Source organism: Microbacterium sp. NPDC057659, from assembly GCF_042799915.1.
Classification (GTDB): domain Bacteria; phylum Actinomycetota; class Actinomycetes; order Actinomycetales; family Microbacteriaceae; genus Microbacterium.
Window position 1 is genome coordinate 108253 of record NZ_JBHVHU010000001.1, and the last position, 18922, is coordinate 127174.

The window sequence follows — 18922 nt, forward strand, 5'->3', positions numbered from 1 at the left end:
CAGGGGAGCGGCGGTGTTACTCGCCGTCCTCCTTCTTCTTGCGGGGCTTCTTCACCGGCTCGGTCGCGATGACGGAGCTCGGCGTGTTCGGGGTCTCACCGATCGGAGCGGCAGCCGTCTCGGCGACGGCCGACTCGTCCGTGACACCGGCGCGCTCGTGCGCCCCCGCGATCTCGGCGGCCTCCGTGGCGTCCATCTCGGCCAGAGCGTGGTGCTGGTGAGCGTCCGCGGCCTCGATCTCGGTCTGAGTGAGCGGCTGCAGACGGTCCTCGAAGAACCAGCGCGACATCGCCGAACGCAGGTTCTGCGTCCACGGGATACGACCCTTGGCGTTCGGGCGAACGACCAGCGGCTCGTAGGTCTCGTAGTCGATGAGCTTCCAGCGGTCGTACACGTCGACAGGCTCGTGCACCTCGATGAACTCGCCACCGGGGAGGCGGACGATGCGACCCGACTCGTAACCGTGCAGCACGATCTCACGGTCCTTCTTCTGCAGGGCGATGCAGATGCGCTTCGTGACGAAGTATCCGATGATCGGCCCGAGGAAGAGCAGCGCCTGCAGGGTGTGGATGACACCCTCCATCGTGAGCATGAAGTGCGTCGCGATGAGGTCGGACGATGCGGCGGCCCACAGCACGGCGTAGAAGATCACGCCGGCGACGCCGATGGCGGTGCGGGTGGCCGCGTTGCGCGGACGGTCTGCGATGTGGTGCTCGCGCTTGTCGCCGGTGAGCCACGCCTCGATGAAGGGGTAGATCGCGACGAGCACGATGAACAGACCCAGCACGGCGACCGGGATCAGGATGCCGAACGACCAGGTGTGGTTCAGGAAGACCACGTCGAGGTTGGACGGTGCCAGACGTAGCGCACCGTCGGCGAATCCGATGTACCAGTCGGGCTGCGTACCCGCAGACACCGGCGACGGGTCGTACGGACCGTAGTTCCAGATCGGGTTGATCTGGAACAGCGAGGCGATCAGCACGATCGTGCCGAACACGATGAACAGGAAGCCGCCCATCTTCGACATGTAGACCGGCATCATCGGGTAGCCGACGACGTTCTCGTTCGTGCGGGCGGGGCCCGCGAACTGCGTGTGCTTGTTGATCACCATCAGCATCAGGTGCAGGCCGACGAACGCGATCACCAGCAGCGGCAGCAGCAGGATGTGCAGGGTGTACAGACGGCCGACGATCTGGTCACCGGGGAACTCGCCGCCGAAGAGCAGGAACGAGGTCCAGGTGCCGATCAGGGGGAGACCCTTGACCATGCCGTCGATGATGCGGAGACCGTTGCCCGAGAGCAGGTCGTCGGGGAGCGAGTAACCGGTGAAGCCCTCGGCCATCGCGAGGATGAACAGCACGAAGCCGATCACCCAGTTCAGCTCGCGGGGCTTGCGGAAAGCGCCGGTGAAGAAGACGCGCAGCATGTGCACGCCGATGCCGGCCACGAACACCAGAGCGGCCCAGTGGTGGATCTGGCGGACCAGCAGACCACCGCGGAGATCGAACGAGATCCGCAGGGTCGACTCGAGCGCAGCCGACATCTCGATGCCGCGCATGGGTGCGTAGGCGCCGGTGTAGTGCGTCGGCACCATCGAGGCCTGGAAGAAGAACGTCAGGAACGTGCCCGAGAGGAACACGACGACGAAGCTCCACAGCGCGATCTCACCCAGCATGAACGACCAGTGGTCGGGGAAGATCTTGCGACCCAGCTCCTTGACGAAGCCCGAGAGACTGGTGCGCTCATCGAGGTAGTTCGCGGTGGCGCCGAGGAAGCGGCCGCCGAGAGGCTTCTCAGCCTTCTCGGACGAGGGCTTTTCGGTAACGGTTGCGGTGCTCAATGACGCTCCCAGAAGCTCGGTCCGACGGGTTCGTGGAAATCGCTCTGCGCGACGAGGTAGCCCTCATCGTCGACCATGATCGGCAGCTGGGGAAGCGGCCGGGCAGCGGGTCCGAAGATGACCTTGGCGTGCTCGGTCACGTCGAACTGCGACTGGTGGCAGGGGCAGAGCAGGTGGTGGGTCTGCTGCTCGTACAGGGCGACGGGGCAGCCGACGTGGGTGCAGACCTTGGAGTAGGCGACGATGCCGTCGTAGGACCAGTCCTTGCGGTCCTCGGCCTCGATGAGCTGCTCGGGGCGCAGCCGCATGAGCAGCACGATCGCCTTGGCCTTCTGCTCGAGCATCCCGCCTTCGTGACCGAGCTCGTTGAGCCCTTCGGGGATGACGTGCACGGCGGAGCCGAGGGTGACGTCGGCGGCGCGGATGGGGGTGCCGTCGGGGTCGCGGACCAGCTTGACGCCCTTCTTCCACATCGTCTGCTCGAGCAGAGCGACCGGGTCGCCCGCTTCGGGGTCGTCCGGGGTGTTGAACGGAGCCAGACCACGGAACAGCGTGACCCCCGGGATGATCGATGCCACGACGGCGGCGATCATCGAGTTGCGGATCATCACGCGGCGGCCGAAGCCGGACTCCTCGTTGGCGTCGGCGAACGCCTTGATCGATGCCTCACGGGTCGAGTCGCGGCCACGGGTGGGGTGGCGGTACTCGACGAACTCCTTGTCGCTCATCAGCGCCTTGGACCAGTGGATGGCTCCGAGACCGATGGCGAGCAGGGCCAGCGCGATGCCGAGACCGATGAACAGGTTGTTGTACCTGATGTCGATCAGCGCGCCGCTCTCGATCGGGAACAGCATGTAGGCGGCGACCGCCCAGATGCTGCCCGCGAGCGAGAGGTAGAAGAGGGTGTAGACGGTGCGGACCGCGGCCTTCTCAGCCTTCGGGTCCTTGTCCGTCATGCGCTGACGATGCTCCGGAAGACCGGGGTTCTGCGCGGGATCGCTGACTGCGACGCCCAGCCCCGGCGAGGGCTGGTAGGCCCTGTCGAGAGCCTGCGTGTCGTCGTCGTGTGCCATGGTGCTCCTCGTACGTTCCTCTTCAGAAGAAATGCGTCAGTTCGACTTCGCCGTGATCCACACGGTCAGCGCGACGAGGGCGCCGATGCCGAAGATCCAGATGAACAGGCCCTCGGACACAGGACCGAGCGAGCCGAGCGTGAAGCCACCGATCTGCACGGCGTTCTGCTGGAACAGCAGGGCCGAGATGATGTCGCGCTTGTCGTCGTCCGAGAGGTTCATGTCGCCGAACACGGGCATGTTCTGCGGACCGGTGACCATGGCCGCGTACATGTGCAGTGCGCTGGTGGACGTCAGTGCGGGGGCGTACTTGCCCTCGGTGAGCGCTCCACCGGCAGCGGCGACGTTGTGGCACATCGCGCAGTTGATGCGGAACAGCTCTGCACCGTGAGCGACGTCGCCCTTGCCGTCGAGGATCTCGTCCTTCGGGAAGGTCGGGCCGGGGGCGACAGACTGCACGTAGGCGGCGACCGCGCGGATCTGCTCCTCAGTGAACTGCGGGTGCTTCTGCGGCGCCTGTGGTCCCTGCATCTGCAGCGGCATGCGGCCGGTGGACATCTGGAATTCGACGGCCAGCTCGCCGACGCCGATCAGCGTCGGGCCGTCGCCGGTGCCCTCGAGGTTCATGCCGTGGCAGGTGGCGCAGTTGGCCTGGAACAGCTTCTGGCCGTCGTCGACGGTGAGTTCCGCGGAGGCCTGCGTCTTGGCGTCGGTCGCGGCCATGGCCGCCGTGGCACCGGCGTACACGCCGCCGGTGATCAGCAGGCCGGCACCGATCAGCGCGATGGCTGCGAACGGGCTGCGACGGCCGCGTGAGCGGCGCTTCTTCTCTCGTACCATGTCGGGGATTCGCTCCGCTCTCACTTCAGGAAGTAGATGACGATGAACAGCACGATCCAGACGACGTCGACGAAGTGCCAGTAGTACGACACGACGATCGAGGAGGTCGCCTCCTTGTGCCCGAAGTTCTTGACCGCGTACGCACGTCCGATGACGAGCAGGAACGCGATGAGACCGCCGGTGACGTGCAGGGCGTGGAAACCGGTGGTGAGGTAGAAGGCGGAGCCGTAGGAGTCGGCCGAGATCGGCATGCCCTCCATGGTCAGCTGCGCGTACTCCCAGACCTGGCCCGAGACGAAGATCGCGCCGAGGATGAAGGTGACCCAGAACCACTCGACCATGCCCCAGCCGAACAGGCGACGACGACCGGCGGCGTTGAGCTGGCCCTTCGGGAGCTTGTAGGGCTGCAGGTCCTCAGCCGCGAAGACACCCATCTGGCAGGTGAACGAGGAGAACACCAGGATGAGGGTGTTCACGAACGCGTAGGGCACGTTCAGCATCTCGGTTCGCTCGCCCCACAGTTCGGGCGAGGTGCTGCGGATGGTGAAGTAGATCGCGAAGAGTCCCGCGAAGAACATGACTTCACTGCCGAGCCACACGATGGTGCCGACAGCTACCGGATTTGGCCGCTTGATGGTTCTTGCCGCCGGGGCATACGTCGCTGAGGTGGTCACGGTTCCATTATGGCCGATCCGCGCCGCCGATTCTTGCACCATGGTCGCCCGTTTCGCCCGAATCGCACTTAGGGGAACCTAAGAACCACCTGCGAATCCACCCGGAATCCGCGCAATCGCGCGGTGGCCGCAGCGGATGCATCGATCCGGCATCATCCGTCATCTCGCCTGCCCTGCAGCATCTCGCTCTATAAGATCCTTGCTATGGCTGACTCCCTGACCTGGTCCGACCTGCTCACCACGCTGCTGGAACGGCGCGATCTGAGCGTCTGGGAGTCCACCTGGGCGATGCGCCAGGTGATGCAGGGCAGGATCTCCGAGGCGCAGCTGGCCGGGTTCCTGATCGCGCTGAGGGCGAAGGGCGAGACCATCGACGAGGTGGTCGGCTTCCGCGACGCGATCCTCGAGGCCGCCGTCCCGCTGCCGGTGTCCTCCGACGTCCTCGACATCGTCGGCACGGGCGGAGACCGCATCGGCACCGTCAACGTCTCCACCACCGCGGCGATCATCATCGGCGCGCTCGGCGTGCCGGTCGTCAAGCACGGCAACAAGGCCGCCAGCTCGGCATCCGGTTCCTCGGACGTGCTGTCCGCCCTCGGTCTCGACCTCACGCTCTCCCCGGAAGCAGTGGCGGCGGTCCTCGACCGCACGGGTATCACCTTCGCCTGGGCCGGCGCGTTCCACCCCGGCTTCAAGAACGCCGGACCGACCCGGGCGCAGCTCGGCGTTCCCACGGTCTTCAACATGCTCGGCCCGCTCTGCAACCCGGCGCGCGCCGAGGCGAACGCGGTCGGCGTCGCCCAGCTCGATCGCGTGCCGCTGATCACCGGGGTGTTCCGAACCCGAGGCGCCACCGCGCTGGTGTTCCGCGGCGACGACGGGCTGGACGAGCTCACCACCACCGGCCACAGCCGCATCTGGGAGGTCGCCCGCGGCGACATCCACGAGCACGACCTCGATCCGCGCGACCTCGGCATCCCGCTGGCCGATCTTTCGGATCTGATCGGCGGCTCTCCTGAGCACAACGCCGGCGTGCTGCGCCGCACGCTGGAGGGCGAGAGCGGCCCGGTGCGCGACATCGTGCTGCTGAACGCAGCCGCGGGCATCGTCGCCTACGAGCTCTCGCACGACGCGAGCCTCACCCAGGTGCCGATCGTGCAGCGACTGCGCGACGCATACGAGCGCGCAGCAGCCGCGGTCGACGACGGCCGGGCCTCCGCGAAGCTGGAAGAGTGGGTGCGGTCGACGCGCGAGCTCGCCGCCTGATCGGACCATGCCGTGGACGCCGTAGCCGCGCTGCTCGAGATCGCCGCTCTGCTGGAGCGCGAACGGGCGTCGCGGTACCGTGCGAAGGCGTTCCGTCAGGCCGCCGCAGTGCTGGCGGACATCCCTGATGATGTGCGCGCCGATCCGACCCGCCTGCGGGCCGTCAAGGGGATCGGCGAGTCGACGTTCGCCGTCATCCGGCAGGCCGATGCCGGGCAGGTGCCCGACGATCTGGTGGAGCTGCGCGGCGTCGTCGAGCCCGAACGGCGCTCAGAGCTGCGGGCGCTGCTGCGCGGCGACCTGCACTCGCACACGGACTGGTCGGACGGCACGACTCCGATCGAGTCGATGGTCGCGGCCGCAAGGGCGCTCGGCCATCGGTACTACGCGATCACCGATCACTCGCCGCGGCTGCGCGTCGCGCGCGGACTCTCGGCCGAGAGGCTCCGCGAGCAGATCCCGCTCGTGCGCGCGCAGTCCGAGGACGGGCTGACGGTGCTGGCCGGCATCGAGGTCGACATCCTCGACGACGGGTCGCTCGACCAGCAGCCCGAGCTCCTGGGCGAGCTCGACATCGTCGTGGCATCCGTGCATTCCGGCCTGCGCATGGAGGCCGGGCCGATGACCAGGCGGATGATCGCCGCTGTCTCGAACCCGCACGTGAACGTGCTCGGGCACTGCACGGGCCGGCTGGTGCAGGGGGAACGCGGAACGCGTCCGCCGTCGGAGTTCGATGCGCGCGCCGTGTTCGCAGCATGCGCAGAGCACGGTGTCGCCGTCGAGATCAACTCCCGCCCGGAGCGGCAGGACCCGCCCGACGAACTGATCGCGATCGCGCTCGAAGAGGGATGCCTGTTCTCCATCGACTCCGACGCGCATGCCCCCGGGCAGCTCTCGCTGCTCGACCACGGCGCGGAGCGCGCCGAGCGCGCCGGCGTGCCGGCAGCCCGCATCGTGACGACCTGGGGCCTGGAACGGCTGCGCGCCTGGGCGGAGTGACTCAGGCTGTCCCGACCAGCGCCGTGAGCGCACGGGTCATCGAGGTACCCAGATTCCACTGCTCGGCGAGGGCGGTCGCGGCATCCTGCTCAGCGACGTCGAGCGGATGAAGCCGCGCCGTGGGCACCTCGATGTCGAGGGTCTTCGCCACCTCGACCACTGTCGGCGCGACGTCGAGGTAGTCCGCGGCATCCCTGATCTTGGCGGCGACCGAAGCGCTCATGCCCGCACCGGCATCCGCCGCTGAGCGGATGCCCGCGAGATCGCCGTGGTTCTGCAGCAGGGTGGCGGCGGTCTTCTCGCCGACGCCCTTCACGCCGGGGAGCCCGTCGGAGGCGTCCCCGCGCATCGTGGCGAAGTCGGCGTACTGCGTGGGGAGCACACCGTACTTGGCGACGACCGACGCATCGGTGAGGATCTCGAGGTTGCTCATGCCGCGCGCGGTGTAGATGATGCGGACGCCGGACGCGTCGTCGATGAGCTGGAACAGGTCGCGGTCGCCGGTGACGATGTCGACCGGCACGTCGGCACGCGTGGCGAGCGTGCCGATCACGTCGTCGGCCTCGTGCGCGGCCACGCCGACGATCGGGATGCCCAGTGCGGCGAGCGTCGCGCGGATGACGGGGATCTGCTGCTCGAGCGGGTCCGGAACCTCTTCCACATCGGGACCGCCGGTGACCACCTCCACGACGCGGTGCGTCTTGTAACTGGGGATCAGATCGACACGCCACTGCGGGCGCCAGTCGTCGTCCCAGCACGCGACGAGCTGGGTCGGGCGGTAGGTGGAGACGAGCTTCGCGATCATGTCGAGCAGTCCTCGTGCGGCGTTCACCGACCGGCCGTCCGGTGCCTTGACGGTGTCTGGCACGCCGTAGAACGCCCGGAAGTAGAGCGAAGCGGTGTCGAGCAGCATGAGGCGGTCGGTCATCGGATCAGCATCCCACAGGAGAGGAGGAGTGCGGATGGAGACCCACTCACGGATCTGGTAACCTGAAGCGTCACTCGTGGCACGCGTCTGTGTGCCCTCGTGGCAGAAATCACCACTCATTCGCCTCGCAGCGATCAACCGGCCGTGCACGGCCGTGCTCCGAGGCCCGATCATCCATCAACAAGGACAACCCACTACATGACTAGCGCAACGACCGCCCCGGCCACCAAGCAGGTCGCGATCAACGACATCGGATCTGCCGAGGACTTCCTGGCCGCGGTCGAGAAGACTCTGAAGTTCTTCAACGACGGCGACATCATCGAGGGCACGATCGTCAAGATCGACCGCGATGAGGTTCTGCTCGACGTCGGCTACAAGACCGAGGGCGTCATCCCCTCCCGCGAGCTCTCCATCAAGCACGACGTCGACCCCAACGAGGTCGTCTCCGTCGGCGACAAGGTCGAGGCCCTCGTTCTCCAGAAGGAGGACAAGGAAGGCCGTCTGATCCTCTCCAAGAAGCGTGCGCAGTACGAGCGCGCCTGGGGCGACGTCGAGAAGATCAAGGAGAACGACGGCGTCGTCACCGGCACCGTCATCGAGGTCGTCAAGGGCGGCCTCATCGTCGACATCGGCCTGCGTGGCTTCCTCCCGGCGTCGCTCATCGAGCTGCGTCGGGTCCGCGACCTGACCCCGTACCTGGGCCAGGAGCTCGAGGCCAAGATCCTCGAGCTGGACAAGAACCGCAACAACGTCGTGCTCTCGCGCCGCGCTCTGCTCGAGCAGACGCAGTCCGAGTCGCGCACCACGTTCCTCAACAACCTGCACAAGGGCCAGGTCCGCAAGGGCGTCGTGTCGTCGATCGTCAACTTCGGTGCGTTCGTCGACCTCGGCGGTGTGGACGGCCTCGTGCACGTCTCCGAGCTGTCGTGGAAGCACATCGAGCACGCCTCCGAGGTCGTCGAGGTCGGCCAGGAGGTCACCGTCGAGATCCTCGAGGTCGACCTGGACCGCGAGCGCGTCTCGCTGTCGCTGAAGGCGACCCAGGAGGACCCGTGGCAGGTCTTCGCCCGCACCCACGCCATCGGCCAGGTCACCCCGGGCAAGGTCACGAAGCTCGTTCCGTTCGGTGCGTTCGTTCGCGTCGCCGACGGCATCGAGGGCCTCGTGCACATCTCGGAGCTGTCCAGCAAGCACGTCGAGCTGGCCGAGCAGGTCGTCTCGGTGGGCGAAGAGGTCTTCGTCAAGGTCATCGACATCGACCTCGAGCGTCGTCGCATCTCGCTGTCGCTGAAGCAGGCCAACGAGTCGGTCGACCCCTACGGCACCGAGTTCGACCCGGCCCTGTACGGCATGCTCGCCGAGTACGACGAGAACGGCGAGTACAAGTACCCCGAGGGCTTCGACGCCGAGACCGGTGCGTGGAAGGAAGGCTTCGACGCCCAGCGCGAGGCATGGGAGCAGGAGTACGCCGCTGCCCAGGCTCGCTGGGAGGCGCACAAGGCTCAGGTCCTCAAGGCCGCAGAGGCCGAGGCCGCCGCGGGCGACGACTTCGGTGGTTCGACCTTCTCGAGCGAGTCGGCCGGTGCCGGCACGCTCGCCGACGACGAGGCTCTCGCCGCTCTGCGCGAGAAGCTCTCCGGCGGCAACAGCTGATCACTGATCACGACGGAACGGGTCGTCACCTCTCACGATGGAGAGGGGCGGCCCGTTCCGCGTTTCCGCGCTCGGGTCATCGAGTGCGTGAAACGAGACGAGCGTCCTCAGATGCGAGGATGGTTCCCATGCCGCTCATCGCTCTGACCGGAGGCATCGCCTCAGGCAAGTCGACCATCGCATCCCGTCTCGCCGAGCTCGGCGCGGTCGTCGTCGACGCCGACCAGATCGTGCGTGACGTGCAGTCGGCCGGATCTCCGGTGCTGCACGCGATCGCGGCCGAGTTCGGCGACCGGATGCTGCTGGCTGACGGCTCCCTGGACCGGGCGGCCCTCGGCGGCCGCGTGTTCGGCGACGACGCCGCGCTGGCGAGGCTGAACGACATCGTGCATCCCGCGGTCAAGCAGGAGTCGGCCCGCCGGTTCGCCGCCGCGTTCGCGGCTGATCCCAGCGCGGTGGTCGTCTACGACGTGCCGCTGCTCGTCGAGGCCCGCGTGGACGATCCGTGGGACCTCATCATCGTCGCCGATGCCCCGGCCGAGCTGCGCATCCGCCGGCTGGTGGAGCTGCGGGGCATGACGGAGGAGGCCGCCCGCGCGCGCGTCGCCTCGCAGGTGTCGGATGACGAGCGACGAGCGATCGCGGATGTCGTGATCGACACGTCCGGGACACTTGAGCAGACCCAGCAGCAGGTCGATCTGGCGTGGGAGCGGGTGGCGGTCCCGGACTGATCGCAAGGCGATCTGGTATCTGATCTGCCGACCGTGACGGCATCGAAGTCATCGCTCCTGCCGAGAGCCCGTCGGGCCGCTGGTAGTCTGATGGACTGTGCTACACCCGGGTGAGTGCGCTCAGACCTTGTGAATGTAGAGGGGATCGACCGGATGACGGATCCGAAAAGCGGAGTCTCTCGGCGTACCGTGCTGAAGGGGGCCGCATGGTCGGTACCCGTCGTTGCAGTGACGACGGCGGTGCCCGCGCAGGCGGCCAGCGGTGACGTGAACGTCGGTCAGTTCAATGAATCCTCCGCGAACATCACGAACCAGACCGTCAGCATGTCGGGAATGTACGTGGACTGCACCGACGGGCAGACGTCGCCGATGCAGCAGCCGTACACTGCCACGGTCACCATCTCGTACACCGGGTCGAACCCCGACTTCACCTTCGTCCCGACGGTGAACCAGAGCCCAGGGTGGGCGATGACTGTCACGGACGACCAGATCGTCCTCACAGCGACCCAGACGCCGAACGGCTGTGGGGAAGGATCTGCGCAGTTTCCGCCGATCGCTCTCTCGTTCAACCAGAGTCAGGCAGATCCCGGACCGGATTCCATCTCGATCCAAGGCGTGGCCGTCAGCGAGGACGGCCAGTACGTGATCTCGCCGTTGGTGGACCAGACGCCCTGCTCGCCCACCTTCGGTCAGTCTCCGATCGTCGGGCCGCGAGAGATTCCGCCGAACTGCTGAGATCACGCCTGAGACGACGCGGCTTGTGACGTCGATCTCGGGTAGAGGCTGACTCGCTCGTGAGATTTGCCTGATTGGGCCCTTCCTTGTTAGCTTCGAGGGAGGGGAGATGTGTGCGCTCGGGGGGAGCCGCATGTCTTGGGGATCTTGGGGAAGTGATTCTGGGGATCTTCGCGATCGGCAGCCGCCGGTCGTTTTCGCGTGCCCTGCGCCAGTTGCGCGGGTCCGACCCGGTTCCGCGTGCCACCCGACAAGCAGGAGCCGCAATGCCGAAGCAGAAGTCCGCCCTTTCGCGCCGCACCGTACTCAAGGGAGCGGCATGGTCGCTGCCCGTGATCGCCGTCGCCACGGCCGTCCCCGCCCATGCCGCCAGCGGGGAACCCACGGTGATCGGCGGATTCCATGAGAGCTCCGGCTTCATCTCGTCGCAGACCATCAACGCCTCCTCGATGTGGGTCGACTGCAACGGGGAGACGAACTCGAACGAGTACACCGGGCTGCCTTTCACGATCACTGTCACAGTCAGTTACACAGGGACACCGGACTTCTCGCTCGCGAACTCGACGCTGTTCGGCACCGACGCGGTGTGGAGCGCGAGCACATCGTCGAGCACTGTCGTGCTGACCTCGGTGCAGACCTTCGTGGGTTGCGGCGGTGGCCAGTTCCTCAAGGGCTGGAACCTGCTGTACAACGCAGGCACCGCACAGCCCGCCGCGAACACGATCAGCATCACGGCCACGGCCGTCTCGGCAGACGGACGCTTCGAGATCGAGGGCCTGATCAACGACGCCCAGCCAGGCGGCGCCGGTCCCTGGGTCGGTCCCTCGGCCTGAGCGGGGCCGACGATCGAGGGGCCACCGACGCCGACGTCGGTGGCCCCTCGTAGGCTTGAGGTATGCAACCCACGCGTTCGGTCCGCCCGTTCGAGGTCATCAGCGAGTACGCGCCCGCGGGCGATCAGCCGCAGGCGATCGCCGAGCTCGCCGCGCGCATCAACGCCGGTGAGACAGACGTCGTGCTGCTCGGCGCGACCGGTACCGGAAAGTCGGCGACAACGGCCTGGCTCATCGAGCAGGTGCAGCGTCCGACACTGGTCATGGCGCACAACAAGACGCTCGCCGCGCAGCTGGCCAACGAGTTCCGCGAGCTCATGCCCAACAACGCGATCGAGTACTTCGTCAGCTACTACGACTACTACCAGCCGGAGGCGTACGTCCCGCAGACGGACACCTTCATCGAGAAGGACTCCTCGATCAACGCCGAGGTCGAGCGGCTGCGGCACTCCACGACCAACTCGCTGCTCAGCCGGCGCGACGTGGTCGTGGTCTCCACGGTCTCCTGCATCTACGGCCTGGGCGCGCCGGAGGAGTACCTGCGCGCGATGGTCGCCCTGCAGGTGGGGGAGCGGTATGACCGCGACGCCCTCATCCGGCAGTTCATCTCGATGCAGTACAACCGCAACGACGTCGACTTCTCGCGCGGCAACTTCCGCGTCCGCGGCGACACGATCGAGATCATCCCGGTCTATGAGGAGCACGCGATCCGCATCGAGCTGTTCGGCGACGAGATCGAGGCGCTGTACTCGCTGCATCCGCTCACCGGCGAGGTCGTCTCCAAGCTCGACGCCGTGCCGATCTTCCCTGCGTCGCACTACGTGGCCGGCACCGACGTCGTGCAGCGCGCCATCGGCACGATCGAGGCCGAGCTCGCAGACCGGCTCGCCGAGCTCGAGCGCCAGGGCAAGCTGCTCGAGGCCCAGCGGCTGCGCATGCGCACGACCTTCGACCTCGAGATGCTGCAGCAGCTCGGGTTCTGCAGCGGCATCGAGAACTACTCGCGGCACCTCGATGGACGCGAGGCCGGCGAGCCGCCGCACACCCTGCTCGACTTCTTCCCCGACGACTTCCTGCTCGTCATCGACGAGTCGCACGTCACCGTGCCGCAGATCGGTGCGATGTACGAGGGAGACGCCTCGCGCAAGCGCACCCTCGTCGAGCACGGCTTCCGGCTGCCGAGCGCGATGGACAACAGGCCGCTGCGCTTCGACGAGTTCAAAAACCGCATCGGGCAGACCGTGTATCTCTCCGCCACGCCCGGCAAGTACGAGATGGGCATCGCCGACGGCGTGGTCGAGCAGATCATCCGTCCGACCGGCCTCGTCGATCCCGAGATCGTCGTCAAGCCGTCCAAGGGGCAGATCGACGATCTGCTCGAGGAGATCCGCATCCGCGTCGAGCGCGACGAGCGCGTGCTCGTCACCACCCTGACCAAGAAGATGGCGGAGGAGCTCACCGACTTCCTCGGCGAGCACGGCGTCAAGGTGCGCTACCTGCACTCCGACGTCGACACCCTGCGCCGCGTCGAGCTGCTCACCGAACTGCGTGCCGGTGTGTACGACGTGCTGGTCGGCATCAACCTGCTGCGCGAGGGGCTCGACCTGCCCGAGGTCTCGCTCGTCGCCATCCTCGACGCCGACAAGGAGGGCTTCCTGCGCTCCGGCACCTCGCTCATCCAGACCATCGGTCGTGCAGCCCGAAACGTGTCGGGTGAGGTGCACATGTACGCCGACAACATGACCGACTCGATGCGCAACGCGATTGAGGAGACCGAGCGCCGCCGCGAGAAGCAGGTCGCCTACAACAAGGCCAACGGCATCGACCCGCAACCGCTGCGCAAGCGCATCGCCGACATCACCGAGGTGCTCGCCCGCGAAGCAGCCGACACGGCCAGCATGAAGGCCGGCCGCGGCAAGAGCGCCAAGAGCGGTAAGGGCAAGTCCCCGACGCCGAACCTGCGTCGCGAGGGTATCGCCGCCGAGGGTGCCGAACAGCTCGAGGCCACGATCGAAGACCTCTCAGGGCAGATGCTCGCCGCCGCCGAAGAGCTCAAGTTCGAGCTCGCCGCGCGGTTGCGCGACGAGGTGCAGGACCTCAAGAAGGAGCTCCGTGCCATGGAGCGGGCCGGGCACGCCTGATGGATGCTGCCGGCACCGAACTCGCCGATCGGATCCGTGCGCTCCTCGGCGCCGAGGGCCTCGAAGAACGGCGGATGTTCGGCAGCAGGGCCTTTCTGCAGGGCGGCAGGATCCTCGTCGGGGCGCGCAAGGGCGGCATCCTGCTGCTGCGCGTCGAATCGGAGCACAGCGCGGAACTGCTCCTGCGTCCAGGTGTGTCAAGGGCTCGGATGGGCGGACGGACCATGAGTGCGAACTGGCTCGACGTCGCATCCGAAGCACTCGCCGACGATGCCGAACTGGTCGCGTGGCTCGACATCGCGCGGGAGGAGCTGCCCCGCGACTGAGCGGGCACCCGGAAAGAGGGGTGTCGCGCGATCGAGGACTTCGATACGGTGAGCCTCGTGCGCATCCACGGTCGGGGGAGACGGCTCGATGGCGGCACGGCGAGATCGCCGCGCTGTCGACGGATGCGCGAAAAGGCACTCGTCACCGTCGCCACCGTGATCGCCGCCCTCATCGTGCCTCTCGGACTCGCCGCGCCCGCCAGCGCCGCCACCCTCCAGCCGTCCGGGCTGAAGACCGGCATGATCATCGACGGAACCTTCACACCGGGGAATCCGCCCGAGACGTTCAACTGGGCCAACTTCATCACCGACATCCAGCCGAACGGCGACTTCACCTTCGTGCCGACCGGCGGCTACACGACAGCACAGGGCGGACGGTCTACGGGGGTTTTCCAAGGGGCGTTCGCCTGGGACAACGGTCAGTCCGACAAAGCCTGCAACGTCGGCGCCGAGGCAAGCGGCGCCCCGCCCAGCCAGAACCCGAACACCAACCCGTGGCTGCCCGGTACGGCGAAGCCGAACGGACAGGGCGACCTCTGCAGCTCCACCTACGGCCTCGAACTCGTCACCCAACCGGACGGCAGCCGGCACTTCGTGCTCTACGGCGCCTGGACCCGGTACGACGGGGCGGGCCAGGTCAGCATCTTCCAGCACCTCGAGGGCCCCGGGCCCGGACGATGCGATGACGTGCTGCTCGAGTTCGACTACGAGTCCGGCTCACCGACCACCGCGCGCGTGCTGCGGTGGCAGCCCACGGCGAACGACCGCTGCGCCAACGAGGTCGGCCCCGGTACATGGGTCGCGAACGGGCCCGTCGTCGACTTCGACTGGGCCGTCGGCGTCCGCCCGAACAGCGGCGGCTGGCCCGCCTACACGAATCAGAGGGCGGAGACGTTCGGCGAGTTCGCGATCGATCTCAACAGCGCCGGGGTGTTCACGCCGGACGAGTGCATCTCGTTCGGCGTCTCGGAGATGTTCACACGCACGGGTAACTCGCCGCAGGCGAACATCCAGGACTTCGCCGACCACGGCGACGACCGGATGACCCTGGCGAACTGCGGAACGCTCAAGGTCACCAAGGCCACGGTCCCCGGTCAGATCGCCCCTGACGACCAGTTCGGTTTCACCGTGACGCGCGACGGCGGGCCGGTGATCCCTGGTCCGCCCGTGGTCGACACGATCACCGACACGCTCACGGCGGAGCAGACGAAGACCTACACCGGGGTGCTCGCGAGTTCGTCGTACCACATCGACGAGACATCGATCCCGCCGCCATGGGCCCTGCAGTCGCTGGTCTGCACGGCGATCCCGCTCGAGGGCGGGGCAGCGCAGGAGTTCGTGATCAGAGGGCCCGACGATGCCTTCCCCGTGTCGGCGCAGAACACCACGGAGTGCGTGATCACGAACGAAGCGGCTGTCGTCACCGTGGAGAAGCGCACGCTGCCCGCCGACTCGTCCCAGACGTTCGGGTTCGACGTCACAGGACAGGACACGTTCTCGCTGGGCAACGGTCAGCGGCAGTCGTTCGCCGTTCCCGTCGGCCAGGCGACCACCATCACTGAGGCGGAGTCGCCCGGCTGGCAGACACCGGAGATCTCCTGCGATGCGCCGTCGACGGTCGACGGGCGGTCGACGACGGTGACGCCGACCGCCGGCCAGAACATCACCTGCACGTACACCAACACCCAGCTCGGCACCGTGGTGATCTCGAAGGAGGCGCACGGAGTCGACGGGCGCACCTTCTCGTTCACCAGCGATCTGCCAGGGGGCGAGGCCTTCGACATCGCCGTCCCGAACGGTGATGGCACGCTCTACGAGAAGACGTTCGGGAACGTTCCGCCCGGCGACTACAGCATCACCGAGAAGACGGATGCCGCGACCCCGCCGACTCTGCTCGCCGACCTGTCGTGCACATACGGCGGTGCCGACCACACGGGAGACACCGCAACGCGCACCATCGGCCTGTCCGTGAAACCGGGCGAGACGGTGAACTGCTTCTTCACGAACAGCACCCCCGGCTCGATCGCCGTGATCAAGCGCACCCTCCCGGTCGAGCAGGATCAGCTGTTCGACTTCGAATTCACTCCGCCGGAAGGCGACGCGATCCCGTTCAGGCTGAACGGGAACTCGACGCCGCCGAACGTCGCGCTGCGGTCGTTCACGGGGCTCACACCGGGGAGGTACACGGTCAGCGAGCCGGCGGACGTCGACGGCTGGGCCCTCGACGGGGTCGACTGCAACGGTGCCGACTGGACCGAGAGCGCGGACGGACGCGGTGCTGTGATCGATCTCGACTTCACCGAGGCCGTGGTCTGCTTCTTCACCAACCGGGCGGATCCGGCGAGCCTGGCCGTCACGAAGTCGGTGCAGGGCGCCGACCCCGCATTCGACTGGGCGTTCGGCTTCGACCTCGTCGCCCCGGACGGCAGCGTGATGGCGCGCACCGTGACGACAGCCGCGCCGACGGCGGGCTGGGGCGAACTGGTGCCGGGAACCACGTACACCCTTCGAGAGACCGGCAGCGCACCAGCCGGGTGGACCAGGGGAGACATCGTGTGCGACGGTCTGGAAGACGCCGACCCTTTGCGAGCCGGATTCCAGTTCGCCGCGGCCCCCGGTCAGAGCATCGCCTGCTCCGTCCAGAACACGGCTGAGACATCCTCGATCAGTGTCGCGAAAGTGGCGGCCGGCATCGGCGCCGACTACGACTGGTCGTTCGACCTCAGCATCAGCCCCGTCCCTACTGGCCAGGGTGGCACGAAGACCGTGTCCGGCACAGGGCAGTCCGGTGAAACAGTCAGCTGGGCGGGCCTGATCCCGGGCCGCACCTACTCGATCACCGAGGCCGTGAGCGGCGGATGGACCGTCGGCGTCGCCTGCACCGGGACCACGGACGAGAACCCGGATGCGGCTGGGCTTCAGTTCACCGCGCCGGTCGGCGCGCAGCTCGACTGCACGTTCACCAATCAGGCGACCGCGGGCACCGGCACCTTGACCAAGACCGCGGCAGGGGGCGACGGCAATTTCGAGTTCGTGCTCACCGACCTCGATCACGCGATCGACCCGATCTTGACTGCGGTCACGACTGAGGGCGGCAAGGGCGTCGTGGCGCTCCCGCCGATCATCCCCGGTGTCCGGTACTCGCTGGTGGAGACGGACGGCCCGGACTGGGTCGAAGGGCCGCTGACCTGCAGGATCACGCCGGGGGACGGCAGCGCCGCGTACGACATCGAGGATCTCAGCGACTTCTCCGTGAAGCCGGGCGATGTCGGTGCCTGCACCGCAGCGAACACGGCATACGGCAGCATCGTCATCGCCAAGGCGGTCGGCGGACCCGACGGCAGGTTCTCCTTCCGCGGTGACTGGCTGGACTCGCCAGAGTTCTCGATCAAGACGACCGACGGCACCGGACTGAAGGTGTTCGATCACATCGAGCCCGGTGACTACACGGTCTCCGAGCTCCAGGAGGGCGGCTACGACACGACCGACCTGGTCTGCGTGGACAGTGATGCGGATGGCATGCCGTCGACGGTGGACGACCTGGTCGGGTCGATCGTGCTCGATCCTGGAGAGACTGTCACGTGCACGTTCACCAACGGTGCCTGGGGCATGATCGTGGTGGACAAGTCGACGATCCCGGCGGGCGCCGACGACAGCTTCGACTTCGAGTGGGGGCCGGACAGCGGCCCGTCCGACACCTTCGCCCTGACGGATGCGTCGACCCCTTTCCGGACCGATCCTCTGAAGCCAGGCGCCTACCGCGTGACCGAAGCGGGCAAGGACGGCTGGGAACTCCAGGGCATCGCCTGCACGGGTGCGGAGACACCGGTGCACGTTGACGGGGCAAGCGCCGTGATCGCGCTCGACCTCGGCGAGACGGTGTTCTGCACGTTCACGAACGTGCAGAACGAAGGACCGGGGCCGACACCGACGCCCACCTCGCCGGTGATGCCCACGTCGGGACCGCCCTCACCGGGGCCGACGTCGCCTCCTGCCGCCGGTGGGGACGGTGGGCTTCCCGCGACGGGCTACGTGGCCGGGCCGCTGGGTCTGATCGCTCTCGGGCTTCTCGTCACGGGCATCCTGCTGGTCCTACGCCGCCGTGAGCGCCACAGCGACGGCGCCGCGGAGCTCTGAGCGCGGGAGCGCTCAGGGGCAGTGCATGAGCGGCTTCGGCCCGCTCCTGTCGATCTCGTGCTGATTCATCGGCGCGCCGCACAGCGGGCATCCGCGCTCCGCACGCTCGGCGGCGCTCGGCGGGGGCGTCGGCTCATAGGGACCGACGGATGCGGGACCTGCGAGCTTGATCAGCCTGCTGTTGAACCACGCGTACAGGCCGCCCGCCTCCTTGATCCGGGCGCGCAGCGGGACGTGGTCAGAATCCTTCGTCATGTTTCTTAGTGTACTAACTATTTGCGTGAAGTGTAGAATCGGGGCATGTCCGAGACCGATGACCTGTTGCGCCTCGAGAACCAGCTCTGCTTCGCGCTGGTGACAGCCGCGCGCAATGTGGTCTCGGTGTATCGACCCATCCTCGAGCCTCTCGGCCTGACGCATCCGCAGTATCTGGCGATGCTGGCGCTCTGGGAGCGCTCGCCCCGCTCGCTGCAGGACCTCGCCGCCGACCTCGCCCTCGATCCGGCGACGGCTTCGCCGCTGATCAAACGACTGGAGAAGGACGGGCTGGTGCACAGGGCGCGCAGCGTCGAGGACGAGCGTCGGCTCGACATCGATCTCACCGAGGAGGGGAGGGCGCTCCGGGAGCGGGCCCTCGACGTACCTCGCCAGGTGATGGCGCGCGTGGGCATGGACGTCGAGCAGGTCGTGGCGCTCCGCGACGGCCTCGCACCGTTCGCCGGGCGCCGTCCGGACGAGCTCTGAGT

The 18922-nt window shown here is 67.3% G+C and carries 16 protein-coding genes; 10 read left to right on the top strand and 6 right to left on the bottom strand.

What is annotated here, in order from left to right; translation table 11 throughout:
- Window positions 1-16 precede the first annotated feature (16 nt).
- From ACFVAE_RS00560 to ACFVAE_RS00575, 4 genes are read right to left on the bottom strand one after another with little or no spacing between them, the layout of a single operon-like run.
- Window positions 17-1840: a cytochrome bc complex cytochrome b subunit gene (locus ACFVAE_RS00560; RefSeq protein WP_378886975.1), complete on the bottom strand. Its 1824-nt coding sequence runs from the start codon at window positions 1838-1840 to the stop codon at window positions 17-19.
- Entirely contained in the window at window positions 1837-2913 is a 1077-nt protein-coding gene (locus tag ACFVAE_RS00565) for a Rieske 2Fe-2S domain-containing protein (RefSeq protein ID WP_378886976.1), read from the bottom strand. Before ACFVAE_RS00565 ends, ACFVAE_RS00560 begins: the two co-directional genes overlap by 4 nt.
- 36 nt (window positions 2914-2949) lie before the next feature.
- A complete protein-coding gene (locus tag ACFVAE_RS00570) occupies window positions 2950-3753 on the bottom strand; it encodes a c-type cytochrome (protein ID WP_378858420.1) in 804 nt (267 codons plus the stop codon).
- A gap of 20 nt (window positions 3754-3773) precedes the next feature.
- A complete protein-coding gene (locus ACFVAE_RS00575; protein WP_378886977.1) occupies window positions 3774-4469 on the bottom strand; it encodes a heme-copper oxidase subunit III in 696 nt (231 codons plus the stop codon).
- 162 nt (window positions 4470-4631) lie between these two features.
- Here ACFVAE_RS00575 and trpD point away from each other — a divergent pair, with 162 nt between their 5' ends.
- Together trpD and ACFVAE_RS00585 are read left to right on the top strand one after the other, a co-directional pair.
- A complete protein-coding gene (gene trpD, locus ACFVAE_RS00580; protein ID WP_378886978.1) occupies window positions 4632-5693 on the top strand; it encodes an anthranilate phosphoribosyltransferase in 1062 nt (353 codons plus the stop codon).
- Between the two features lie 12 nt (window positions 5694-5705).
- The gene (locus tag ACFVAE_RS00585) at window positions 5706-6692 is read left to right on the top strand and encodes a PHP domain-containing protein (RefSeq protein WP_378886979.1); all 987 of its coding nucleotides are present in this window, start codon (window positions 5706-5708) and stop codon (window positions 6690-6692) included.
- A gap of 1 nt (window position 6693) precedes the next feature.
- Here ACFVAE_RS00585 and ACFVAE_RS00590 read toward each other — a convergent pair whose 3' ends face one another.
- Window positions 6694-7620: a 5'-3' exonuclease H3TH domain-containing protein gene (locus ACFVAE_RS00590; RefSeq protein ID WP_378886980.1), complete on the bottom strand. Its 927-nt coding sequence runs from the start codon at window positions 7618-7620 to the stop codon at window positions 6694-6696.
- Window positions 7621-7818: 198 nt separating this feature from the next.
- Here ACFVAE_RS00590 and rpsA point away from each other — a divergent pair, with 198 nt between their 5' ends.
- The 7 genes from rpsA to ACFVAE_RS00625 all read left to right on the top strand — a co-directional run bounded on the left by rpsA (window position 7819) and on the right by ACFVAE_RS00625 (window position 18176).
- Complete coding sequence (rpsA, locus tag ACFVAE_RS00595; RefSeq protein ID WP_116242992.1) at window positions 7819-9273, top strand: 30S ribosomal protein S1; 1455 nt, start codon at window positions 7819-7821, stop codon at window positions 9271-9273.
- A 128-nt stretch (window positions 9274-9401) separates the two neighbouring features.
- Window positions 9402-10004, top strand: a complete 603-nt coding sequence (gene coaE, locus ACFVAE_RS00600; RefSeq protein WP_378886981.1) for a dephospho-CoA kinase — start codon at window positions 9402-9404, stop codon at window positions 10002-10004.
- Between the two features lie 153 nt (window positions 10005-10157).
- The gene (locus tag ACFVAE_RS00605) at window positions 10158-10739 is read left to right on the top strand and encodes a hypothetical protein (RefSeq protein WP_378886982.1); all 582 of its coding nucleotides are present in this window, start codon (window positions 10158-10160) and stop codon (window positions 10737-10739) included.
- A gap of 266 nt (window positions 10740-11005) precedes the next feature.
- Window positions 11006-11572 carry a hypothetical protein gene (locus ACFVAE_RS00610; protein ID WP_378886983.1) on the top strand — a complete coding sequence of 189 codons (567 nt, stop codon included), beginning with the start codon at window positions 11006-11008 and terminating at the stop codon, window positions 11570-11572.
- A 62-nt stretch (window positions 11573-11634) separates the two neighbouring features.
- The gene (gene uvrB / locus ACFVAE_RS00615) at window positions 11635-13713 is read left to right on the top strand and encodes an excinuclease ABC subunit UvrB (RefSeq protein ID WP_378886984.1); all 2079 of its coding nucleotides are present in this window, start codon (window positions 11635-11637) and stop codon (window positions 13711-13713) included.
- Complete coding sequence (locus tag ACFVAE_RS00620; protein ID WP_378886985.1) at window positions 13713-14039, top strand: TfoX/Sxy family protein; 327 nt, start codon at window positions 13713-13715, stop codon at window positions 14037-14039. Before uvrB ends, ACFVAE_RS00620 begins: the two co-directional genes overlap by 1 nt.
- A 123-nt stretch (window positions 14040-14162) precedes the next feature.
- Window positions 14163-18176, top strand: coding sequence for a collagen binding domain-containing protein (locus ACFVAE_RS00625; RefSeq protein ID WP_378886986.1), 4014 nt, complete (start codon window positions 14163-14165; stop codon window positions 18174-18176).
- A 12-nt stretch (window positions 18177-18188) separates the two neighbouring features.
- Here ACFVAE_RS00625 and ACFVAE_RS00630 read toward each other — a convergent pair whose 3' ends face one another.
- Window positions 18189-18431, bottom strand: coding sequence for a hypothetical protein (locus ACFVAE_RS00630; RefSeq protein WP_378886987.1), 243 nt, complete (start codon window positions 18429-18431; stop codon window positions 18189-18191).
- 45 nt (window positions 18432-18476) lie between these two features.
- Between ACFVAE_RS00630 and ACFVAE_RS00635 the strand changes: the two genes are divergently transcribed.
- On the top strand, window positions 18477-18920 hold the full coding sequence (locus tag ACFVAE_RS00635; RefSeq protein WP_378886988.1) for a MarR family winged helix-turn-helix transcriptional regulator: 444 nt from the start codon (window positions 18477-18479) through the stop codon (window positions 18918-18920).
- The last annotated feature ends 2 nt before the right edge of the window (window positions 18921-18922 follow it).